Raw genomic sequence first — 21,521 nt, 5'->3', positions numbered from 1 at the left:
TTTTCATGTGGTCCCAGAGCATGCCCAAGCCGCGAGCGATCGTCGTAGTCTCTGCGCACTGGGAGAACGCACCACTGGCCATCTCCGGCGCAGCAGCGGGCACTCCCCTGTACTACGACTTCGGCGGCTTCCACCCGCGCTACTACACCCTCCAATACACCACACCGGACGCCACCCACCTGGCCCGGCGCATCGCCGCTACCCTGAGTGACACTACCTCCGTGCATCACTACGTAGACCGGGGGACTCGACCATGGCGCCTTCATCCCTCTGATGGCCATGTACCCAGCCGCCGACGTCCCTGTTGTTCAGCTCAGCATGCCCAGCCTGGACCCCGAAGCCTTGCTGAAGCTCGGTCAGCGGCTACGTCAGCTCCGTAATGAAGGCACGCTCACAATTGGCTCGGGATTCATGACCCACAGTTTCGCTGTCATGCGCAATCCTGCTCTCGCCGGACATACGAAAGCCTTTGACGAATGGGCAGCCGACACGCTCTCCCGCGGCGACATCGACGCCTTGACCGACTACCGCAACAAAGGCCCCGGCGTCGAGGTCGCACACCCCACCGCCGACCACTTCGTCCCCCTGCTTCTCACTCTTGGCGCAGGTTCAAAGCTCGCGGAGCCGGCCACCACAACGATCAACCGACTGTGGTTCGGCAACTCCATCCGATCCCTCCAAGTCGCATAAAGGCGGCCCAAGGGCCACGAGGCGCGTGCATCAACCCGTCCACGGACCTCCGCAGTTCTTTAGGACTCAGGACCCTGTTTAAATCATGCGGCAACAGTCTGAGGCTCCGGACCCGAGGCCATCTCCGACTTCTCGGTACGGTACTTCCCGTTTTCCACGAGCCACCCCAGTCTCGCGCGACTCACGTTTTAGGAAGGGCTTGAGAGAGGTGACCCGATCGACGCCGAGAGGGGAGCCCTACGCTCGGCGAACAAAATATCCGGGATGCATGGAGCACTCCCTTCCCTAGGCGAGACCTCGCCCAGGACCTGCTTCTGACAATCGTGATGCCATACGTCGCCTGGGCAGCGAGCCCAAAACGTCGTCGTGGTTGCGGGGACACAGGACGACAGCCGCAGATGCGCGGCGATCACGCGCACCAGTGAACTGCTCGCGAGACGCTGAAGGCGTCAAGCGAAGCGGCTAGGCACTGGCTTCTGCAGGATCAGCGACGGCTATGAATGGAAATACATAGCGCGGATGACGATACACACGACTCCCCTCACCCGCCTGAGGCAGCGTGGCCAAGGCGTCGCGAGATCGTAAACAGAGACACACCGTCCTGGATCAGCCAGGACGCATGCGTGTGCCGCAGGTCATGGATGCGGGGCGACTTCTTCAGTCCATGTGTCTGAGCCGCCTGAACCGCAGGAACCCAGTAGTGGTGCCAATAGAGCTTGTGGATAATCCGCTCCCCCTTAGGGGTCGTAAACAGGAGTTCATCGCCAGGGCGACTTGCCACGAGGGGTACCAGAAGTTCGACCAGCGCCGGGTTGAGACCGATGGTCCGCTTACCGGCACCGGTCTTTGTGGCCCCGATGTAGTACTGCGACTGGCCGTCCCGTTTCCAAGCCTTGTTGATCCGCACCGTGGGCGGTTTGGAGAGCAAATCGACGTCGGCTACTTTGAGTGCCGTCGCTTCCCCAAATCTGGTTCCTGTCATGACCAGGAAGTTCGTGAAGGTCTTGTACCGCTCCCCCATGACTTCAAGGATCATGTTGTACTCGGAGTGCGTGAGGAACATGGCCTCGTCCTCGGGCTTGTCAATACTCGGCAACTGAACGCCACGGCACGGATTCCGAGGGATGTAGTGCAGCATCTCGGCAGTGTTCATCGCTGCGGAGATGAGGCCATGAACGTTGTGAATTGTCTTCGGGGACTTGCCCTTCGCCATCATCGACTTAGCCCAATGATTGAGGTGCCGATAGTCGAGCTTGTCCACGGGAAGGTGGCCAATAACGTCCCGGATATGAAGGTCCAGCATCACCTGGTAGGTCTTGACGGTTCCGCTGGACGGGCGAATCAGCAGGTCGATGTGTTCTTGGACAACCTCGGCGACGGTTGGAACCCGGGCCTGGTTGGAAAGTATGGCTTGCTGGGCAACCGCGAAGGACTGGCCGTTCGCGTCCAGCAACCGCTTCAGCGTTTCCGCCTCCGCTTGAGTTGCGACAGTCAGGCCCTGATTCGCACGGGTTCCCGGGTCACGCCAGCGCACCACGAACGATTTGGAACCGTCTTTTTTGCGCGTGCTGATGCTGGCCACAGCAAAATGCTACGCCGCTGTACACACTTTTTGTAGTTTTGTACACATTCAGCGGCCCGAAGGCTGCTGACCTGCGGAAACACTGTGCCCGAGGTGGGACTCGAACTGTCTTCCCAGCCCTGAAAGCAAAGGGAACCCACGAAAACATCAGCAGTTCAGCCCAATCCGATCGACCTACCACCCGATCCGAAGCCAAAGGTGTTGACACTGTCAACACCTTCTTCTTCCCCTATCCGAACAGCTAATCCGGATCTCCTCCGCAGAGGACATCCCCGCGTCACGGCAGAGAGTTTAGGTCTGAAGCAACTTGAGGGGCTCCCCTTCAACTCGTTGACCGAATATAGTCACTGCGAACTATTGAAGGAGCAGCGCACATCACCCTTGAGGGGCTCTTCCACGGCAGCACGGGAATCCGCAGACAAGAAAGGAGTACTCCCCCACGTACTGCTGTCAGCCTGCCACAGCAACAATGAAGGCTCAGCCATCCCACACAGGTAATCTCTCCCAGTGAGGGGATTCAAGCACTGGCTGCAGCACACGGGTATCACGGTCATCTTCTGGGTGGCTGTTGCCATTCTGTTCGTTCTGGTGGTGTGCAGTTACACCATCACCACCACGGTCCCGGCTCCGGGTGAGCAACAGACAACTCCCCTGCCTTGGCTGGCTGACCTGTGCATGGCGTACATCGGTGCGTACTTCTTCCATTACCTCGTGGTGGTGCTACCGGGAAGAAGCAAACTGGAAAGCCGGCTGCAAACACTCCAGACACCCCTGACGACCATTGCCTTCAATGGTTTGGATATGATCCGGGAACTGGAACGCATCGCCAAGTGCCCGCATCGCCGTGTTACCGAGGAGCATCTCAGAACAGTCCTCAACCGACTCCAGTTCAACAAATACATCCGAACCCATCTAAGTAAGCGTATGGATAGAACCAAAGCCGCCTACCTTGCCATCGTTCCGTACGCTGCGGATCTTCCACTGGACTTACAGGAACGCATCCAAGACGAGAGCCAACATTTGGCTCACATCGCATTCAGTCTGGAGCCCGAGAAGCGGGTGAAGTATGTACATCTTTCCAAACTGCGTGAATACACCCTTACCGATTTCCCTCTGGAAGCATGGCTTCCCTACATCCTCCGTTACTACGAAACAACGGAAGCCGTCCGTGTGTCCCTGGAAAAGCACATGCCTTCCACCCGTGCCGACCTTGCGATTGAGAGAACGAGAGAGCTTGGGAAGAAGCCAACAATGCGGCCGGGAAGATCATCCAATGACTTCGGGCTATATGGAGGGCCTGAATACCCTTACTGGACGTACCCACCGTCTTGGGGGAACACAGCCAAGGAAGATGAGGATAAGCCTGCAGAGCCTGAGAAGAACGAACCCAAGGATGTTGAGGGTAAGCCTGCTGCCCCTGAAAAGAACGAACCCGAGGGCGATGAGAATAAGCCCGCTGAACCCGAGGGTGACGAAGCGAGCAAGGAGCCTGTGAACAAGTAACGGGCTGTTCCTTCTGTTCATGCAGGTTTATGTCCCAGTGGCAGAGGCAAGTCAAATACCACAATTGCGAAAGGTATCGTATGGCAATGAGGATGAACCTGCGGCAGCTGTTGTGGTCTGCTATGACGAGGAACGATATTCCGGCTCCAGAGACGGGGGTTATCACGTGACTCTGCGGAGACCCGGAATCGCCCTTTCGAGGCTGTTGTCCATGAGTGGGCAAAACGCTCTCCTTCGTAAATCTTCTGGACAACACGACTCACTTCGGGTTACCGCGCCAGCGTCAGGCATACTTTCAGTGCTGGCACCAAGCAAAGCCACGGCGCTATCGCTATGGACAGAGAGCGCCGGGGAACAGAGGAGAGCGGTTTGACGCAGCAACGAAGCGGACGGGGACCCGCAGGCAAGTCCAGGGGCACCATCCAGCCGTTCACGAGACGAACCGTTGAGCTCGCGTTGAAAACGCAGGCTGACGGCGCCATTGACCATGTGAACTGGCTGCGACCGGAACAGCCCGGCCTCCCCAAGGCAGACATAGTCAGGAAGCTTGAGGCCGAATTCTGGAAAAAAGCGCGTCGGATCGGTCGAGAATCGGGTGCGGCAGGGACACCACGCAGCACAACCGGGACAACCTCGACCGGCACGGAGACTCTGGAGGCCGCCGTGTTCTTTGTCCTCGCCGTGGCTGAAGCCTATGATTCGCCGCACTCGGAGCTTAGGCACCGTGAGGACCTGGTCCGGTCCGTCCTCCTCGCAAGAAATACGGACAAGGCCATCAGTGCGCTGGCCTCACGAACAGCGCCCCATTGGGCAGGGATGGCCGTCGCCAAAATTCCCGAGACCGCGTACAAGCCGATCAACAAGGTCCTAGGCGACGACTTCATCGTCTTGTCGGGCCAATCAGGTAGCTTCGTGATCGACGAGGCGGCCGAACGCGGGGTAGGTGCCGCTCTTGGCTGGGTAACCAACACCGCCTTCGCCTGGTGGGTCATTCGGGCCAGCCGCAAGTCTTTCAAGAGCCCAGAATCTGCCGATAACCTCGAGGCCGTGGTTGTCGAGGACATTATCGAACCTGACGATGTCACGGATGAAGGAAAGTCCGGGCCGACCCGCGGCTAAGAATCGCCCTCGCCACTGGTGACGGCTCGCGCCTGCTCCGTACACATGAGGGGCATGACATCCCTCGGCATTGATCTCGCAGACCTGGCATCACGCCCGTACTTGACGCCCCGGAACAAACACCGGCTGAGCCGGTCGATGAAGGACGCACACTCATCGTGGGTTCGACCCTCGCGAAGGCGCTCTCCAGCGTGTGGTCCGGTGCCCCGATCCCCATCGTTGACTCTCCTCCCGGCGCCGGTAAGACCACGCTGGTCGCCCAGGCGGTGGCGTATTTCCGCGAACGCTCCAAGCTGAAAATCATCATCGCGTGCGCCACCCGCCGCGCCGCCTACGACATTGCGGAGCGGATCGCTGCCGAGCTTGGCCCGGACCGGGACGGTAACCCGCAGGTCGCCCTCTCCGTCTCGAACATGGAGCCGCCGATCACTGCAAGCACGGGCGAGCTCCCGGTCTGGGGACTCTTGCGGCGGGCGGAGGATGGTTCTCCGGGAACGGCAAGCCCGGCATGTCAGGGACGTCGTAGGGCGAGCTGTACCGGCGTTCGTAGCCGTTTGGATCCTTCTTCCAGGCTGCGAGGTCCGCTTCGTACTCAGACCGCTGGTATTTGAGGTTCTCGGCGTCCCACCTTTCGAGGTGCCGCCGTTCGTAGTCCTGCTCCTTCGAGTTCTGGCGTCGTGCATGCTCGGCTGCCTGGTTTTCGCCCTTGATCCTGGCTGCCCGCTCGGCACCGGTTTTGTCGTTCCACCGACCCATTACTGTCCCCCTCGTGGCCGGCCGGGTATCCTGCCTGTATATGCTCAGGGGGAAGCGCAGTGTGAAGTTCTCCCACGTGAACTACATGTGTACGGACCAACATGAAAGCCGCGCCTTGTCGGGTTGTGTTCGGCGAACACCGCCGGGCCCTACGGGCTAGAGACCATACCCGAGGATAAGGGCCAACCTGTCCTGCTGCTGCCGGACAGGCCCCAGCTCCCAATCGTCCTCCTCCCACTCACCCACCAGTCGGGCACTGTACGCGTCATAGCCCTCGTAGGCGGCTGCCACCAGGACGTACCGCTCATCGACTGTCAGGGGGTCCATCTCCGGATCAGGCTTCCTGCGCGTCAGGAGGTTAGCGGCCCGGCTGACTATCGAATGTATGTCGAGGATTTCTGTTCCGTCTCCCGCAGGGACGCCGAGCGCGCGCCTGTCACCCTCCGGCAACTGTGCGATGGCGTGCAATACCTCGCTTAGTGCTGATTCGGCTGTTTCAGAGACGCCCTCGATGTCGTAGTTGCCATCCTGCCCGCCGATACCGCCGGGTTCGGCGGTTCCCGCCGGAGTCATACGGAATGACACGGTTGCAGCGCCGGGGACAGCAGAGCGGAGGTCGCTCAGTGCCGCGGGCAACGCATTTGCCAATTGCTGTTGCCGGAGGATCCGCAGCTGGGCAGCCAGGAAGACCTCCTGGTCATGCCAGCGGCGGCGATGGGCGTCAAGGACGGCATAGGGGTCCTGTGCCGAGCTTAGTGGTTGGTTGCTCATCATCGTCTCCTGTTGCGAGCCCGGTCGTCCGTTTTGAGCAGGCCGAATGCGTAGGGGTCTTCAATTCCGGAGAGGGCTAGATACTCGAGGTCGTAGGTGTCATCTCCAGGGAACGCGAGGCGCCTGAGCAACCTGTCCTTCTCTTCTCGAGCCCGCAAGACTGATGACCTCATGGTGTGTCCAAAGTCTTCCAACTCGTCGTCGGTGTAGTCGAATGACTGGAGGACTCGGAAGCGTTTGCGGCGCAGGGAGCTGTGAGCGATGGCACGCCGCTCGGTGATGGAGGGCGCCGAAGCATCTCCAATGAAGGAGTTGCACTGCCGACAAGCGGGTACCGTGAGTACGTGCCTACGCACCGCTTTTCCCGTGTAATTGACGGGCAGGAGGTGGTCGCGGGTGTCTGCGTATTCACCGCAGTACACGCACACACCGGCCGGATAAAGGAGCCGCTGGGGGCGGCGGAAGATCATGTGCTTCACGTCCAGGCATGATCTGCTGCCGCAGGTGGTCTCGACCCAGTACCAGGGCATGACTGTAAGGCCTGCCGCAACTGCCGTCAGTGCGGCCTGTTCCTGGTATTCCTCCGGGTCCCCGGCCCAGGAAGGGCCGGGGCAGAAGACGTCCGAATCGTCCGGTTCGTTGGGCTGCTCAACCTTGCCTTCAGCGTCGGCCGCTGCGGCCACATCATGCCAGACGAGCTCATACTCCTGAGTGGAGGTCACTGCAACTGGTTGGGGGCGTGGCTGCAACGGAGACGGAGCCATCTTTTCTGTTGGGACCGCAGCAGCTGCCTCAGCTTCTTCACGCAGCCGCAGCGCTTCCCGTACCAGGATCTCTACATAGCCGGGTTCGGCAGCGGACCGGGCCAACTTAGCCGCTTCGTAAGCGACATGCTGCAACTCGGCGTCGAGCCCCTTATCCAGTCCCCCACCGCCGTCCGTCTGTGCCACTTCCGCATTCCGCTGCTCAAATATACCTCCAGCCATGCCGGTTTCGGACGCAGGTGGCGATGCGCACGCCGAAGCATCTGGGGGTGGGAGGGGGCGGCCGCCGCCCTTACCGGGTGAGGTTCTGCAGCCAGTCCCGCAGCTTCCACGTGCTGATGCAGTCGTATTGGTTGTAGTCCTTGATCGCGGCGAAGATGAGCTTGACGTTCTCCAGCTGGGCGGTGTTCACCGCCTTCTGGTAGACGCTGTACTGGACCATGGAGACCACCGCGTTGGTGACACCGACGCGGCCGTCCGGCATGTACAGGGGTTCCAGCTTCTTGATGCTGAAGGACCGGTCGGAGATCCGCAGGGAGCCCTTCACGGTCTCGTACAGGTCGAACATCACCCCGGCTTCGATGAGCTCTTCCACCTCGTCCACCATGACCTGATCGCGGCAGGCCATCTTCCGCAGGGCGGTCACCTCGTACTGGGCGTAGTGGAAGACGTGCAGGTCCGGGTACAGCGCGCGTCGTTCGTTCACGTGGTCGACGAAGTCGATCAGCGCCTGCCGTTCCTCCTCCAGGCTGTGCGCGGGGAAGGCTACGAAGTCGTGCCCGTCCGAGGAGTGCTCGACGAGGCCGAAGAGGTACTCGATCCCCCACTCCCCCGTCGCCGGGTCCTGCCAGAGGGGGTCGCCCTCGAAGTCGAAGAATATGTCTCCGGGGCTGGGCTTCGGGATGCCGACCAGGGCCGGGTTGGCCAGGATCTTGTAGGCCACACCGTTGATCGTGTCGTCGATGTCCCCCAGACCGCACTAAAGCTTGGTCTGGTCCTGCAGCTCGGCCCACAGCGGGTCCATCTTGATGCCGACGTCGGGCAGGTCCGCGGCGGCGAACATGGCCATCGTGGTGTCCCCTGCTGCCATGAGCTTAGCCCGCCGCGACTTGTTCATTCGGCGGACCAGCATGAGGTCGTTCGCTGCTCCCATCTCGGCCTTGCAGTCGGCGCACTTCAGGCAGGCGCTCCGACGCGGATCGTCCCAGGCGGAGGCCGTCGCACCGAGCCGGTGGGCTTCCAGGACGGCGCGGAGCCGGTCCGCATTGTTCGGCGAGGACTCCGGTGAGCGCGGCGATGGCGCCGGCCTGCGATCTGGCCTGCCCGGGCTGGCAGGGTTCGCTCGTGTAGACGGCGAAAAGTACCTCCGCCACGCAGCTTTGGAGTAAGCCCCTCCCCTCCCCCGCGCTCCCAAACAGCCCCAAGGTTTACCCTGCAGCGTTGTTCATGAAACTTCGACCAACCGCTATTTGGCCGGAGTTCCGCCAATTTCAGGCCTTCCGCCGACATCGCCTGACAAATATCAGGGGCGGTGTCAACGCGCGAACGGGCGGGACGGGGCGCCGTTACCCCCCGGTCGCGAAGTAAGCGGCGGGTGTTGGAGTCGCATGCTTTTCCGTTCGGGCAACGTGTTGTCCCGAACGGAAGGTTACGGAAGGTTCCGGTCACACAGGAAAACGCCCCAAAGTATATCGGTCAGGCGACTCAGTACGCGTCCGCGGACGACGCACGCCTGTCCATCCTTACGATCCTGGACATGAGTGCGAAAAACCTACCCCCAGGAACCCCCGAAAACTACCTATTCACGCTCGAGCCGAAGCTCCACGGCCTCGACAACCCCGAGGCGCCCAGCCTCGTCGTCGTCCTCATCATCAACGGCAACATGCCGACCCCGAGCTCACGGTCGAAGCGCAAGACACCAATCGTCGAACCGGCGGCACACGATCTACCCGCCAGCGACTCATGCCCGAGGCCTAACAAATAGTGGCCCGGATGGATCAACCGCGTCGCTGACTGCCCAGCCGACCTCCACGCGGCCGACATGGAGCAGGAACTAGATCATCGGGTGGCTAGGTTCCCGTAGGGTTATGGAACAACAGGGTAGAGCAGAACAGAGAGTCAACATAGATGCACCTCGAACGAGTCACATTGACCAACTTCCAGTGCTTCGGCCCCGCCCCTCACACCATCATGTTCGACCAGCAACTGACTGCCCTGCTCGGGGTGAATGGCTCTGGCAAGACAGCGGCAATCCACGCGCTGCTCAGGTTGTTCAGCGTCGTCGCCGACCAGCGCCAGGTCCGTGTCGAAGACTTCCACGTCCCTCACGACGAGACCGAAGCACCGGCAGTCCGAACCCTCCGGGTGGACGCGGTCTTCGCGTTCCCCGAACTCGACGCCGACGCCGCCGCCGACGCAGCGGCCACCGTGCCGGAGTTCTTCGCGCAGATGGCCGCCGACTCTGAAGGCAACCTCAAGCTGAGAATCGTCCTGGATGCTACATGGACGGCGGACGGTTCGGCCAGCGGCCTCATCGAAGACCAACGGCGCGTCGTGTACACCTTCGACGACGACTTCGGCGACAAGTGCGTCGATCTGCGTGCCTCCGATCGAAACCGAATTCAGGCTGTCTACGTGCCAGCGACCCGAGACGGCGACCGCCATGTCAACGCGTTCCTTCGCGGACGTCTATGGAGGGCGAGCGTCTGGTCGGACGATTTCCGTGCCCATATAGCAGACGCGGCCGACGAGCTGTCCGCCAACTTCAAGAGCGAGGCTGTCGTCGCGACCGTGACCGAAGCAATCGCTACGCGATGGAAAGAGCTCCACCACCTCGCCACGGAGCAGGACCCCATCTTTGAGCCGCTCAGCAGAGACATGAGCGTCCTCGTCACCAATGCCGAAATGCACTTCGAGCCGACGGCCATCGGAAGGACGCGTCCGGCGCGAGAGCTCAGCGACGGCCAGCGCTCGCTCCTCCACATCGCGCTGACCGCAGCCACCCTCGACCTCGAGACGGACATCGCTTCCGGCAAACACGACGACACGTTCGACATGACCGCGGCGGAGCTGCCGACGCTGACGCTTTTATTTATAGAAGAGCCGGAGAACAACCTAGCGCCGTACTTCCTCTCTAGAGTCGTCCAGCAGCTCGTGGACGTTACGGGCTCGGGCCGGGCCCAGGCTTTGATCTCAAGTCACTCGGCAAGCGTAATGTCGCGCATCCCTCCTGAGCAGGTCAGGCACTTCCGAACCGATGAGACTACGAAATCGACTGCGGTCAGCCAGATCGTTCTTCCCGCGGAGGCCTCCGACGCCGGGAAGTACATGCGCGAGGCCGTAAGGGCGCACCCTGAGCTGTACTTCGCTCGATTCGTCGTGCTTGGCGAGGGAGCCTCCGAGGAACTAGTCATTCCCAAGCTCGCTGCCGCGCGAGACCTGCACATCGACCAGTCCTTCGTCGCTGTCGTTCCGCTCGGAGGACGTCACACGAACCACTTCTGGCGACTCCTACATCAGCTCGGCATACCGTTTGCAACGCTGCTGGACCTGGACTATGGTCGCGCCGGCGGCGGTGAAGGGCGCATTCGCGACGCCTGCAACCGCCTGCTCGAGATCGGCATTTCACCGTTCGACGGCAGCAACAGCATCCAGGACTTCGCCTCGGTGGACGACATTGACGACCTCAGCATCGACCAGGTCAAAGCATGGCTCAATCACCTTGAGAAGTGGGACATCTACTTCTCAACGCCCCTCGACCTCGACATGCTCCTGCTAAAACACTACAAAGACGCGTACACGGGTCACCCCGAAGACGGCAAGACCGGTCCCAGTAGCAAGGGCGACCCGCGCAACGCCGTCCTGGGTGAGGCTGACGACAGACCCGACGTAAAAATCTGGAACAGCAAGGCCACGATCGAGGACCTTCGGTGGTACCGCTACTTGTTCCTGTCCAACTCCAAGCCCAGCACACACCTCCGGGCTTTGTCGTTTGTGATGAAGGACGATCTCGCGAAGCCGCCCCCGCGCCTTGGACGGCTACTCGACCGAGTCCAGAAGGTGGTTACACCGTCGTGACGACCCCAGACGACTGGCGTCCCCACGGCATCGATGACCTTGAGCCAGCAGCGTGGGACGCCCTAAGGGCCGGCACAGCTTCGGTGACGGCCGGCCCAGGCGCCGGAAAGTCGGAGTTCCTGGCACAACGGGCAGGTTACCTGCTCGAGACGGGCATCTGCCGCCCACCCCAGAGGATCCTCGCCATCTCGTTCAAACGCGCCGCGGCAGTGAACCTCCGAGACCGAGTGCAAGCGCGCCTTCCGGAGCACGCCCATCGATTCGCCTCGATGACGTTCGACGCCTTCACCAAGTCGATCGTCGACCGGTTCCTCGGACTACTGCCGAACGAATGGGCGCTGAACGCCGGCTATAAGATCGGCTTCTCAACCAAGCGACAGGTCGAAGGATTCCTGGCCGATGTCGCTGGAGGTTTTGAGACGGACCGAGCAGCAGCCGTATACACCCTATCCGCTGACACGTTCCTTTCGAATGTCTTAGGAGCATCCGAACTTCCATGCGTGCCGTCTGAGCAGCCGGCACCGACTTCTGCGAGCGAATACGCCATCCAGCAGTGGTGGCTGCGAAACTACCTGACTCCTGAAGTTCCCGTGGTCGACTTCGTCATGTTGAACAGGCTCGCTGACCTGATCATTCGGTCGAGTCCCCAGCTGCAACGGGCCCTGCGGTCCACCTACCCGTTCGTATTCGTTGACGAGTTTCAAGACACGACGTACGCGCAATATTCCTTTCTTAAGGCGGTCTTTGCCCATGACGGAACGACCGTCACAGCCGTCGGCGACCGAAAGCAGCGGATCATGGGTTGGGCGGGGGCGCTCAGTGACGCGTTCGCTCAGTTCGAGGACGACTTCGGAGCAGAGATGTTCGCGCTGACCTCGAACTTCAGATCCACCCAACAACTCGTCGACCTCCAGCACCGCTTCGCCGTCCGGATCGACCCAAATACGCCCCAGCAGCAGTCGCGCGTTGTCCCACCGGTCGGAGAGACCCCTGTCGAGGTCTGGTCCTTCCCGACTGCCCGGCGCGAAGCTGACGCCATCGCGGCCTGGATCGCGACGGACATGGAGGTTTCTAGCAAACGGCCCGCCGACTACGCGCTGATTGCCAGGCAGCAGGTTGCCAAGCTGGAGCCGGAATTGACCAGGGCGCTTCAGGCCGTCGGCCTACGGCTCCGCAACGACGACGCACAGGTCGGCGACCTCAGGTTGCAGGACCTGCTCACAGACGATCTCGTACGCCTCTGGGTCGGCCTCCTCGCGTTGGGTGCGAACAAGGGCGGCCAGCCCGAAGTCTGGCGACAGGTAACGGCGACGCTGTCGCGCCTGCACTCGGGGCCACGCAACAGAGAGGTAGGTACCCAGGCAGACGATGATCTCACGAAGTACCTTCACGACCTGCGCGCGTGGCTCGCTCAGAACCCTCTGAACCATGGTTCGGGAATCGACCTGAGCGAACAGCTCGCAGCCTCTCTAGCCGACCAGCTGACGACCTTTGTACAGGTCGAATCCGCCGGACACAAGAGGGTCTTTGGCGACAGGCCAGAGGATCTCGAGGGGATCCTCGCAGCCTTCCAGATTCGGCTCGCCGAGGTGCTTCGGCGGGTCGATTCCTGGAACTCAGTCTCAGACGCGTTCTTCGATGAAGATGCAGTTCCGCTGTTGACAGTTCACCGGAGCAAAGGCCTGGAATACCATACGGTTTTCTTCATCGGACTTGACAGCGACCAGTGGTGGGCACACGCTCGGAACACTGTCGAATCCACCATGACTTTCTTCGTCGGTGTTTCCCGGGCAGCCGAGCGCTTGATCTTCACCCAATGCGACGAACGAGGGACGCCGGCGCCGTTAGGCAAGATCTACGAAGATCTCCAACAAGCGGGTGTGTCCATCGTCCGCATCGACTAGGGCCAGTCGGATCGGCGATAACGCAGTTTCATTCAACGATTCTCCGGCTGCGCCATCTCGTAGAGTTCTAGTTTCGCGGCCCCTGTCGACCACCCTTTCAGCGAGAGCTCGTATGTCACCCAGCGAGGGATTCGTATTTAGCCCTCAAGAAAACGTCCGATCTGCTCTGTACAAGGTCGTGCCGTTCCAGAGCGTTGACCGTGCCCTAAGTGTGGCGCACCGTTCACCTATGGCCTTCGAAAAGTCAAGCCTTGTCAACACTAAGAAGACAAAAAGCCCCTGACCTGCGAAAACACTGTGCCCGAGGTGGGACTCGAACTGCATTCCAGCCCTCGCAAACACTGGGCTCTCACGGAAACATGCGGAATCCGGCCCGATCCAACCCCAGCAAGGGCGAGTCCGACGCCCAAAGTGTTGACATTGTCCACACCCACATTCATTCATCCCCCTGCTCTCCCCAAAAACCGCGTCCCCCTCAGGGAACGCGGTTTTTTGCCGGACTACGGACGGGTTCGCCCTGTCCTGGTTGTGGGTGGCGCCGCCGGCCACGAACGGAGCCTGCAATGTAAGGAACGCACGATCCAGCAAAGCAGAAATTCATGATGGCGACACCTCCTTCACCCATTTCAGAGGATGTTGGTAAACACGCATATGACCAGCCAAAAGCGGCGACGTGGGGCTGCAGGTGCACGTCGCCGCTTCTACTCCTATCCTCTTCCCCGATTTCCACACCGCGCACTTAGCCGGCCTTCGCGTCGGCTTCCAAGATGCCGTCGATGATCGCCCAAAGACCTTTGTCGTTTCCTGGACGGGCAAGATCCAGGATCAGGCTGATGCCCGATTCAATCTCGGCGTCCGGCATTCGTGCAGATGCCAGACGCCTGAACTTTTGAATAACGTCATCGTCTGTCAGTGGGTTGGCAGCAGAACCCCGAGGGGCGTTGGAGCCGCCTTCGACTATTTCACCGTCGGGCCCCTCAACGGTTACTCGTGAAATGTTGTAGGGCTTCGCGTGAATCGTGCCACTGATTTCCAGTGAAGAGACTTCAATCCGTTCCATCAACGATTCGATTTCGGGGGACGCGTATCGTTCGAATTCGAGCGTATGGGCCGGGCTGATGAAGTCGGCACCATTGGCCGCGAGAGCGAGGCAATACTGCAGATGGAAGCGGGCTTCATTGGAAGTTTCCGGCATGTGATCCTTGCCTACGGCGGCTAGCAAGTATTCGGGCACCTGAACTTTGATTCGCTTGGCTCCTGCAACGTTCACGCCATGGCGCACAAGATCCACCACGGCGTCGATGCTCGAGTGGGTGTACCCGCAGGATGCATGAAGTTTTCGCTGCGGCTTGAGCAGATGCCATACATCCGGGGAACGGATCTCACTTTCGTCAAAACTGTGTGAGAGTGCGGCCATGAGCCCGAGCGGGCTTTCAATCAAGTTCGGCGGGCCGGTCAGTCCCGCCTGGGCATACTCAACGCCTTTGATGCCGCTGTCCGCAGGGCACGCACCAAACAGGATTGGTTTGATGGTTCCTCCCGTGCCGAAGATAACCTCTGCCGGACCCCAGCTGACGATGGTCCCGGCAATGGCCATTGCTTCTGCCGTCATGGCGACGGACAGTCCGCGCAGTCGGGCCACGGCGGCCGCGGCACCAATGGCGGAAACGAGACTCGGAATGACCATCCCCGACTCTGTGTACGGCTTCTTCGTCCATGCCGTGGATTCATAGAGACGGGAAGTGACTTCGATGCCAGCGACGATTGCATCGACCACCCGCTCTCCGGAAGAGTCCGCTTGCCGGGCCGCGCCTAGGACCGCGGCAACGATCCCAATGCTTGCGTGTCCCCCGATCAAGTCATTGAGTTCCAGTACGTCACCCATGTAGCCCAAGACTCGAGCTTCTTCACTCGGAGACAGCATGACTCCCGAGCCACTGCTCAGACGGCGTTCCGCCCGCTGCAGGGCCGCGGCCTCCGCTGTTACGGAGCCAGCGATAATGCATCCCAACGTGTCGAGCAGACAGAGCTTGGCCTGGTCGCGTACAGCAGCAGGAATGGCGTCACCCTCAAGTGAGTGCGCAAATTCGGCCAGTACGGTGAGCAACGGTTTGTCTGCTGATGCCGGCTCAGTGGCGCCGCTCTGACCTACGCTTTGGGACTGCATTTTTTCTCCTCCGTCTTGACAAGACCTACCGTGACCTCCACGATATCAATGGATGAACCAATGCGCGAGCATAGGCACCAATGGAAGCCCTCCAAGGGGTTCCGGACCCATACTCGATCGCAGCAACGCGCGGAGTTCCGCGGTATTCAAAGGAGAATCATGGCAGTAGTAGTTCGCGGTACCCCACGGACGCCCTTGGACATCATTGATGGTCTTGTAGAAGTGGGTGTGGCCACGGTCCATGAGTCCCAGGGTCGAACCGGCCTGCTCGACATTCGTTTGCGTCCTATCTTTCCCGCCAAGGTAGCCGGAAACGCGCTTACCTGCGAGGTTGCTCCAGGCGATAACTGGTCCCTTCATGTTGCCGTCGAGCAGGCCCAGGCCGGCGACATCCTGGTCGTGACGCCGACAAGTCCTTGTGACGATGGATACCTCGGAGACCTGCTCGCTGAAAGTCTTCTCGCGCACGGCGTCCGCGGTCTCGTTATTGATGCCGGTGTTCGCGATGTCGACACCCTGACCGACATGAATTTTCCGGTGTGGTCAAAGGCCATCGGTGCACAGGGAACTGTGAAGGAGACCGTCGGTAATGTACAGGTTCCCGTCGTGATCGCCAATCAGCTCGTCCGTCCCGGCGACGTGATCGTTGCCGACATCGATGGTGTTTGTGTTGTGCGGCGGGAGGACGCCGCGAGCGTCCTCGCCAAAGGCCGTGAGCGTGAAGCGAATGAGACCGCGAAGCGGGCACGTCTTAAGTCAGGCGAGCTGGGCCTGGACATTTACAACATGCGCGACAGGCTTGCCGCCAAGGGTCTGGTCTACGAGGACTACCAGCAATGACCAGTCAGATGGCGGTCCCCTGCACTGTCATGCGTGGGGGTACGTCCAAGGCACTGTATTTTTTGGCCGAGGACCTGCCGGCCGAGCGGGGCGCCCGGGATGCCTTCCTTCTGGCGGCCATGGGCTCACCCGACCCGCGGGAGATCGACGGAATGGGCGGCGGCCACCCGCTCACTTCGAAAGTTGCCGTCGTCAACCGGTCCATCCGGCCCGGGATCGACGTCGATTACCTCTTTCTTCAGGTGTGGCCGGACCGTGCCGAGGTCAGCGATCAACAGAACTGCGGCAACATTCTGGCCGGGGTGGGTCCCTTCGCACTTGAAAACGGACTTTTGCCGGCTGCTGATGGTGTCACTCCTGTCGCCATCTACATGGTGAACACGGACTCCAAGGCCACAGCGTATGTGGAAACTCCAGGAGGAGTGGTCAATTACGCCGGTTCCGCCCGCATCGACGGCGTTCCTGGGACGCACGCGCCCATCACTATCAATTTCGAGGATGTCTCTGGCTCAAGCTGTGGTTCGCTGCTGCCTACAGGCAACGTGACCGACGTCGTCAACGGAGTAGAGGTCACCTGCGTTGATAACGGCATGCCGGTGGCCTGCCTCAACGCTTCCGATTTTGGCATAACGGGCTATGAGACTCCGGCCGAACTCGAGGCAAATTCGAAGCTGAGGGGCCAGGTGGAAGAGATCCGCCTTCAGCTCGGACCCCTCATGAACCTCGGCGATGTAACCAACAAGACGGTTCCCAAGATGAGCCTGCTTGCACCAGCCAAGGGAGGGGGGGCCATCAGCACCCGCACCTTTATCCCGCACAGGGTCCATGAATCCATCGGTGTTCTCGGTGCAGTCTCGGTAGCCACCGCATGTGTGCTCAAGGGCAGTGTCGCCGAGAAAATCGGGTCACCGGATACACCGGGCCGCGGCGACGGTACCGGTATCGAGGTCCAGGTCGAGCACCCCTCCGGGTTCTTTACAGTCCAGATGGAAGTCGATAACTCCTCGGACCAGCCCGTCGTGACCAAGTCCGCCTTACTCCGCACCGCCCGCATGTTGATGTCGGGCTCCGTTTATGTCCCTCAAATATTCCGGGAGAACACATGATCATTGATTGCCACGGCCATTACACAACTGCCCCGGAACTTCACAATCAGTGGCGGATCGATCAGCTGGCAGCATTCAAGGCCGGCAAGCCCAGCCCTGCCTACCCGGAGATTTCCGACCAGAGCATCATCGACTCTGTCGAGAAGAACCAGTTGCGCCTCATCAACGAGCGCGGCATTGATCTAACGATCTTTTCTCCACGGGCGTCCGCCATGGGCCACCACGAGGGTGACCAGCGGATCAGCCTTGAATGGACCGTTGCGTGCAACAACCTGATCAAACGCGTCGTGGATCTCTTTCCTGAGTCATTCATCGGTGTCTGTCAGCTGCCGCAGTCCCCCGGTGCCGATCTCACTGAATCAATCAATGAGCTCGAGCGCTGCGTCAACGAGCTCGGCTTCATCGGCTGCAACCTCAACCCTGACCCCAGCGGCGGGATGTGGCAGACAACGCCGTTGACGGACAATTACTGGTACCCCCTGTACGAAAAGATGGTGGAGCTGGACGTTCCCGCCATGATTCACGTTTCGGCGTCGTGCAACTCCAACTTCCACGCCACCGGTGCGCACTACATGAACGCAGACACCACCGCGTTCATGCAGCTGCTTCAGGGTGACCTGTTCAAAGACTTCCCGGCGCTGCGGTTCATCATTCCCCACGGCGGCGGAGCCGTCCCCTATCACTGGGGCCGCTACCGCGGACTTGCAGACATGTTGAAGCAGCCGGCCCTTGATACACACCTGATGAACAACGTCTTCTTCGACACCTGCGTTTACCACCAGCCCGGCATCGACCTGTTGCTTGGCGTCATCGACAACAAGAACATTCTTTTTGGTTCCGAAATGATCGGCGCCGTACGCGGCACCGATCCCCAGACGGGCCAGTATTTTGACGACACCAAGCGCTACATCGACGCCGCTGACATTTCCCGGCCAGAACGCGAAGACATCTTCGCCAACAACGCCCGCACAGTCTTTCCACGCCTCAACCAGACGACGAAAGTCTTGGTCTCATGAACACACTCACCTTCGTGAAGGATTCCGACTGGCTCGACTGGGATCCCACCCCCAGCAAGCCGACGTTTCAGGTTCCAGCCGGTGCCGTCGATGCCCACTGCCACGTTTTCGGGCCAGGCAGCATCTTTCCTTTCGCTCATGAACGGAAATACACCCCGTGCGACGCCAGCAGGGAACAGCTCTTCGCGTTGCGCGACTTTCTCGGCTTCGAGAAAAACGTAGTGGTTCAGGCAACCTGCCACGGTACGGATAATTCCGCCCTCTTGGATGTCCTGGCGAACTCGAACGACAGGGCGCGCGGCGTCGTCGCCCTAAAGCCCTCGGTAACTCCGGCGGAACTGGCACAGATGCACGAACTGGGCGTCCGAGGCGTCCGATTCAACTACGTCAAACGCTTGGTGGACCCCAAGCCCGACGAGTATTACCGCGACATCATTGAGAAAATCCGTCCGCTGGGCTGGCACGTTGTGCTCTACTTCGAACCCTCGGATCTCCGGGAAAAATGGGACTTCTTCACTTCCCTGAACATTCCAATCGTGATCGACCACATGGGCCGCCCTGACGTCACCAAACCCGTGGACGGCGCAGAGTTTGGCGATTTCCTGCGCTTCATGCAGGAGAACTCCAACGTCATCTCGAAGGTCAGTTGCCCGGACCGCATCACGGTCAGTGGAGCACCTGCCTACGCGGACGTTGCGCCGTTTGCCAGAACCGTCGTGGAGGAGTTCCCAGACCGCGTCCTGTGGGGGACGGATTGGCCGCACCCCAACATGAAACAGGAGATGCCCGACGACGGAATCCTCGTGGACTACGTCCCGTCCATAGCAACTACGCCGGCTTTGCAGGAGAAGTTGCTCGTAGCCAACCCCAACTACCTTTATTGGAGCTGACCATGAAGCCAGATTTTGAACAGTTCAAGGACCTTCCGGGCACAACCATCTTCACTCTTGAGAAGGGCCGCGAGGGCTTCCAGCTGAACGAGTTTTGCATGAGCCTTCGCAAGGAGGAAAACCGCAGGAGGTTCTTGGCGGACGAGCGCTCTTACCTGGACGAGTGGGAGATGACGGAGGACCAGAAACAGGCCGTCCTTACCCGTGACTTCCAGAAAATGCTCGACAACGGAGGCAACGTCTACTTCCTGTCCAAGATTTTCGCGGCGGAAGGACTGTCCTACGTCCAGGCCGTAAGCACGATGACCGATATGAACGTGGAGCAGTACCAGGCAATGATGCTCGCCGGCGGCCGCAACATTGAAGGCTGGCGCTCCAAGAAGGAACGGGACGAAGCATAATGGCAAAAATTACAGCTGGGATCGCGACCAGCCACGTGCCCGCAGTCGGCGCAGCGATCGACATGGGCCGCACAGAGGACGATTACTGGAAGCCGATGTTCCAGGGATACGAGTTCTCGAAAAGCTGGATCAAGACCAACAATCCTGACGTGGCAATCATCGTCTACAACGACCACGCTTCGTACTTCGGCATGGAAATCATGCCGACCTTCGCCATCGGTGTAGCCGAATCATTCGAGGTCTGCGACGAGGGCTACGGGCCCAGGCCCGTACCGTCCGTCGAAGGGGCTCCAGAGCTCGCAACCCATCTGGCTGCCTCCCTCATCCTTGATGACTTCGACCTGACTGTCTTGAACGTGCTCGAGGTGGACCACGGCCTCACAGTTCCCCTGTCACTGATGTACGGCACTCCAGACAAATGGCCTTCCAAGGTCATACCCCTGGCCGTGAATGTCGTGATGTACCCCCAGCCCTCCGGCGAACGCTGCCTCTCCCTCGGTAAGGCCATCCGGCGGGCGGTGGAAGAATTCGACGAGGACCTTAACGTCCAGGTCTGGGGCACCGGCGGCATGAGCCACCAAATTCAGGGCGCCCGCGCGGGACTGATCAACCTGCCCTGGGACCAAAAGTTTATGGACGATCTCATCGACCAGCCCGAAGTGCTCCAGTACAAGCCCCACCTCGAATACATGAGGGAAGCAGGTTCTGAAGGCGTTGAACTCATCATGTGGCTCATCATGCGCGGCGCCCTCGGCGACAAAGTTGACGAGGTCCACCGGTTCAACCATGTGCCCGCTTCCAACACCTCCGTTGGCCACCTGATCCTTACCCCTAAAGAAGGAGACGCATGACTGTCAATATTGCCGTCGTAGGCCTGGGCGCCTTCGGCCACAAGCACCTCGACGCCCTGACCCAAATCCTTGACGCCAAGATCCAGTATGTTGCCCACAGCAAGATGGACATCGCGAAGGAGGTAGCCGCCAAATATGGGGCGAAGGCCGCCTTCACCAACTACTCCGAACTGCTGGCCCAGGACGACCTGGACGGCGTTGTTCTTGCAACGCCTACACAGATGCATCATGCCCAGACCCTGGAGGCCCTGCGTGCGGGCAAGCACGTCATGGTTGAGATCCCGATGGCTGACTCCCTGGCGGGCATGCAGGAAATCGTGGACGTGCAAAAGGAGACGGGCCTCGTTGCCATGGCCGGCCACACACGCCGGTTTAATCCGTCGCACCAATTTGTGCACAACAAGATCAGCGCTGGCGAATTCGCCATCCAGCAAATGGATGTGCAGACCTACTTTTTCCGGCGCACCAATGCCAACGCCCTGGGCCAGGCCCGGTCCTGGACCGACCACTTGCTGTGGCACCATGCCGCCCACACTGTGGACCTGTTCCAATACCAGACCGGCGAAAAAATCGTGAAAGCCAACGCCATCCAGGGGCCCAAGCATCCTGAGCTTGGCATAGCGATGGACATGTCCATCCAGCTCCAAACCGAAACAGGCAAGATTTGTACCCTGTCACTCTCCTTCAACAACGACGGCCCCATCGGGACGTTCTTCCGCTACATCGGTGACACCAACACCTACATCGCACGGTATGACGACCTTGTCGATGGAAAAAAGAATCCCATCGACGTCTCCAACGTGGCGGTATCCATGAACGGCATCGAACTGCAGGACCGCGAGTTCGTGGCTGCCATCAAGGAAAAGCGCGAGCCCAACTCCAGCGTGGGCCAGGTTCTCCCCTGCTACGTGGTGCTCGACGCGTTGCAGCAGCAGCTCGCCTACTAAGCAGGGGGTCCAGTGCAGCCACTCAAAGCGAGACTTTAACCGACAAAGGGGTGCTCCGTCGCTCGGATCTCAATTGTCTTGACAGTTGGTTTCGAGCGAAGGAGCACCCCTCACGTTGTCTGGCTAGCCCCGCAGCA

20 protein-coding genes and 1 pseudogene are annotated in these 21,521 nt (G+C 60.2%); 14 read left to right on the top strand and 7 right to left on the bottom strand.

Annotation, left to right across the window (positions count from 1 at the left end; all coding sequences use genetic code 11):
- Positions 1 to 273: 273 nt before the first annotated feature.
- Positions 274 to 690, top strand: a complete 417-nt coding sequence (locus tag AC1D0A_RS18150; protein ID WP_476946461.1) for a DODA-type extradiol aromatic ring-opening family dioxygenase — start codon at positions 274 to 276, stop codon at positions 688 to 690.
- A 541-nt stretch (positions 691 to 1,231) separates the two neighbouring features.
- Here AC1D0A_RS18150 and AC1D0A_RS18145 read toward each other — a convergent pair.
- The gene (locus AC1D0A_RS18145) at positions 1,232 to 2,272 is read right to left on the bottom strand and encodes a tyrosine-type recombinase/integrase (protein ID WP_476946460.1); all 1,041 of its coding nucleotides are present in this window, start codon (positions 2,270 to 2,272) and stop codon (positions 1,232 to 1,234) included.
- Positions 2,273 to 2,779: 507 nt separating this feature from the next.
- On the opposite strand from AC1D0A_RS18145, the gene AC1D0A_RS18140 reads away from it, so the two are divergent.
- From AC1D0A_RS18140 to AC1D0A_RS18130, 3 genes and pseudogenes are all read left to right on the top strand, one after another.
- Positions 2,780 to 3,775 (top strand): hypothetical protein, encoded by a 996-nt coding sequence (locus AC1D0A_RS18140; RefSeq protein WP_476946459.1) that lies wholly within the window; start codon positions 2,780 to 2,782, stop codon positions 3,773 to 3,775.
- Positions 3,776 to 4,144: 369 nt separating this feature from the next.
- The gene (locus AC1D0A_RS18135) at positions 4,145 to 4,894 is read left to right on the top strand and encodes a hypothetical protein (RefSeq protein ID WP_476946458.1); all 750 of its coding nucleotides are present in this window, start codon (positions 4,145 to 4,147) and stop codon (positions 4,892 to 4,894) included.
- A 158-nt stretch (positions 4,895 to 5,052) separates the two neighbouring features.
- A pseudogene (locus AC1D0A_RS18130) lies at positions 5,053 to 5,193 on the top strand (AAA family ATPase); the annotation flags it as partial.
- 127 nt (positions 5,194 to 5,320) lie between these two features.
- Here AC1D0A_RS18130 and AC1D0A_RS18125 read toward each other — a convergent pair.
- From AC1D0A_RS18125 to AC1D0A_RS18105, 5 genes are all read right to left on the bottom strand, one after another.
- Positions 5,321 to 5,650, bottom strand: a complete 330-nt coding sequence (locus AC1D0A_RS18125; protein ID WP_476946473.1) for a hypothetical protein — start codon at positions 5,648 to 5,650, stop codon at positions 5,321 to 5,323.
- A 156-nt stretch (positions 5,651 to 5,806) separates the two neighbouring features.
- Positions 5,807 to 6,421 carry a hypothetical protein gene (locus tag AC1D0A_RS18120; RefSeq protein WP_476946457.1) on the bottom strand — a complete coding sequence of 205 codons (615 nt, stop codon included), beginning with the start codon at positions 6,419 to 6,421 and terminating at the stop codon, positions 5,807 to 5,809.
- Positions 6,421 to 7,143, bottom strand: a complete 723-nt coding sequence (locus AC1D0A_RS18115) for a hypothetical protein (protein WP_476946456.1) — start codon at positions 7,141 to 7,143, stop codon at positions 6,421 to 6,423. The genes AC1D0A_RS18120 and AC1D0A_RS18115 overlap by 1 nt, the downstream gene beginning before the upstream one ends.
- A 334-nt stretch (positions 7,144 to 7,477) precedes the next feature.
- Positions 7,478 to 8,128 (bottom strand): TM0106 family RecB-like putative nuclease, encoded by a 651-nt coding sequence (locus AC1D0A_RS18110; RefSeq protein ID WP_476946455.1) that lies wholly within the window; start codon positions 8,126 to 8,128, stop codon positions 7,478 to 7,480.
- A 36-nt stretch (positions 8,129 to 8,164) separates the two neighbouring features.
- Entirely contained in the window at positions 8,165 to 8,338 is a 174-nt protein-coding gene (locus AC1D0A_RS18105) for a hypothetical protein (protein WP_476946454.1), read from the bottom strand.
- A gap of 603 nt (positions 8,339 to 8,941) precedes the next feature.
- On the opposite strand from AC1D0A_RS18105, the gene AC1D0A_RS18100 reads away from it, so the two are divergent.
- The 3 genes from AC1D0A_RS18100 to AC1D0A_RS18090 all read left to right on the top strand — a co-directional run bounded on the left by AC1D0A_RS18100 (position 8,942) and on the right by AC1D0A_RS18090 (position 13,166).
- Entirely contained in the window at positions 8,942 to 9,169 is a 228-nt protein-coding gene (locus tag AC1D0A_RS18100) for a hypothetical protein (protein WP_476946453.1), read from the top strand.
- Between the two features lie 143 nt (positions 9,170 to 9,312).
- Positions 9,313 to 11,262: an ATP-dependent nuclease gene (locus AC1D0A_RS18095; RefSeq protein WP_476946452.1), complete on the top strand. Its 1,950-nt coding sequence runs from the start codon at positions 9,313 to 9,315 to the stop codon at positions 11,260 to 11,262.
- Positions 11,259 to 13,166, top strand: a complete 1,908-nt coding sequence (locus AC1D0A_RS18090) for a UvrD-helicase domain-containing protein (RefSeq protein ID WP_476946451.1) — start codon at positions 11,259 to 11,261, stop codon at positions 13,164 to 13,166. Before AC1D0A_RS18095 ends, AC1D0A_RS18090 begins: the two co-directional genes overlap by 4 nt.
- 739 nt (positions 13,167 to 13,905) lie before the next feature.
- Here AC1D0A_RS18090 and AC1D0A_RS18085 read toward each other — a convergent pair.
- Positions 13,906 to 15,333 (bottom strand): MmgE/PrpD family protein, encoded by a 1,428-nt coding sequence (locus AC1D0A_RS18085; protein ID WP_476946450.1) that lies wholly within the window; start codon positions 15,331 to 15,333, stop codon positions 13,906 to 13,908.
- A gap of 195 nt (positions 15,334 to 15,528) precedes the next feature.
- On the opposite strand from AC1D0A_RS18085, the gene AC1D0A_RS18080 reads away from it, so the two are divergent.
- From AC1D0A_RS18080 to AC1D0A_RS18050, 7 genes are read left to right on the top strand one after another with little or no spacing between them, the layout of a single operon-like run.
- Entirely contained in the window at positions 15,529 to 16,173 is a 645-nt protein-coding gene (locus AC1D0A_RS18080) for a 4-carboxy-4-hydroxy-2-oxoadipate aldolase/oxaloacetate decarboxylase (RefSeq protein WP_476946449.1), read from the top strand.
- Positions 16,170 to 17,279, top strand: coding sequence for a 4-oxalomesaconate tautomerase (locus AC1D0A_RS18075; protein WP_476946448.1), 1,110 nt, complete (start codon positions 16,170 to 16,172; stop codon positions 17,277 to 17,279). Before AC1D0A_RS18080 ends, AC1D0A_RS18075 begins: the two co-directional genes overlap by 4 nt.
- The gene (locus AC1D0A_RS18070) at positions 17,276 to 18,295 is read left to right on the top strand and encodes an amidohydrolase family protein (RefSeq protein ID WP_476857212.1); all 1,020 of its coding nucleotides are present in this window, start codon (positions 17,276 to 17,278) and stop codon (positions 18,293 to 18,295) included. The genes AC1D0A_RS18075 and AC1D0A_RS18070 overlap by 4 nt, the downstream gene beginning before the upstream one ends.
- The gene (locus AC1D0A_RS18065; RefSeq protein WP_476946447.1) at positions 18,292 to 19,185 is read left to right on the top strand and encodes an amidohydrolase family protein; all 894 of its coding nucleotides are present in this window, start codon (positions 18,292 to 18,294) and stop codon (positions 19,183 to 19,185) included. The genes AC1D0A_RS18070 and AC1D0A_RS18065 overlap by 4 nt, the downstream gene beginning before the upstream one ends.
- A 2-nt stretch (positions 19,186 to 19,187) precedes the next feature.
- On the top strand, positions 19,188 to 19,586 hold the full coding sequence (gene ligA, locus AC1D0A_RS18060; RefSeq protein ID WP_476857210.1) for a protocatechuate 4,5-dioxygenase subunit alpha: 399 nt from the start codon (positions 19,188 to 19,190) through the stop codon (positions 19,584 to 19,586).
- Entirely contained in the window at positions 19,586 to 20,437 is an 852-nt protein-coding gene (locus AC1D0A_RS18055; RefSeq protein ID WP_476857209.1) for a class III extradiol dioxygenase subunit beta, read from the top strand. The genes ligA and AC1D0A_RS18055 overlap by 1 nt, the downstream gene beginning before the upstream one ends.
- Positions 20,434 to 21,384 (top strand): Gfo/Idh/MocA family oxidoreductase, encoded by a 951-nt coding sequence (locus AC1D0A_RS18050; protein WP_476946446.1) that lies wholly within the window; start codon positions 20,434 to 20,436, stop codon positions 21,382 to 21,384. Before AC1D0A_RS18055 ends, AC1D0A_RS18050 begins: the two co-directional genes overlap by 4 nt.
- Positions 21,385 to 21,521: the final 137 nt, after the last annotated feature.

It is taken from the genome of Arthrobacter sp. P1_D4 (genome assembly GCF_056406115.1).
This window is presented reverse-complemented; position numbering and strand designations above follow the sequence as displayed.